At 42.8% G+C, this 601-nt stretch carries 1 protein-coding gene; it reads left to right on the top strand.

The features are described from left to right. The coding region (locus IEY73_RS34720; RefSeq protein WP_189083245.1) for an efflux RND transporter permease subunit at positions 1-601 on the top strand (601 nt) is incomplete at both ends.

Raw genomic sequence — 601 nt, 5'->3', positions numbered from 1 at the left:
AATGAATTTTCCAAGTTTTTAAAATCCGCTTTAGAGGGCTTGGTTGTAGATGTGATCCCTACAGGGATTTCACGCACGCCGGTGATGATCCGCCAAGAGAGCGATTTTGCAAGCTCTATCACTAAAATCAAAAGTTTAGCCTTGACTTCAAAATATGGCGTTTTAGTGCCTATCACTTCTATCGCTAAAATTGAAGAAGTGGATGGCCCTGTTTCTATCGTGCGTGAAAATTCAATGCGCATGAGCGTGGTTCGCAGCAATGTGGTGGGGCGCGATTTGAACTCTTTTGTAGAAGAGGCTAAAAAAGTGATCGCTCAAAATGTCAAGCTCCCTTCTAGCTACTATATCACTTATGGGGGGCAGTTTGAAAACCAGCAACGGGCCAATAAAAGGCTTTCCACCGTTATCCCTTTAAGCATCTTAGCGATTTTTTTCATTCTTTTTTTCACTTTTAAAAGCATTCCTTTAGCCTTGCTCATTCTTTTGAATATCCCTTTTGCGGTTACCGGAGGCCTTATTGCGTTGTTTGTAGTTGGGGAGTATATTTCCGTGCCAGCGAGCGTGGGCTTTATCGCTCTTTTTGGGATTGCGGTTTTAAACG

This window comes from Mangrovihabitans endophyticus (genome assembly GCF_014646155.1).
Classification (GTDB): domain Bacteria; phylum Actinomycetota; class Actinomycetes; order Mycobacteriales; family Micromonosporaceae; genus Actinoplanes; species Actinoplanes endophyticus.
The sequence above is the reverse complement of the archived record's forward strand: the minus strand, read 5'-3'. Positions and strand labels throughout refer to the sequence as shown.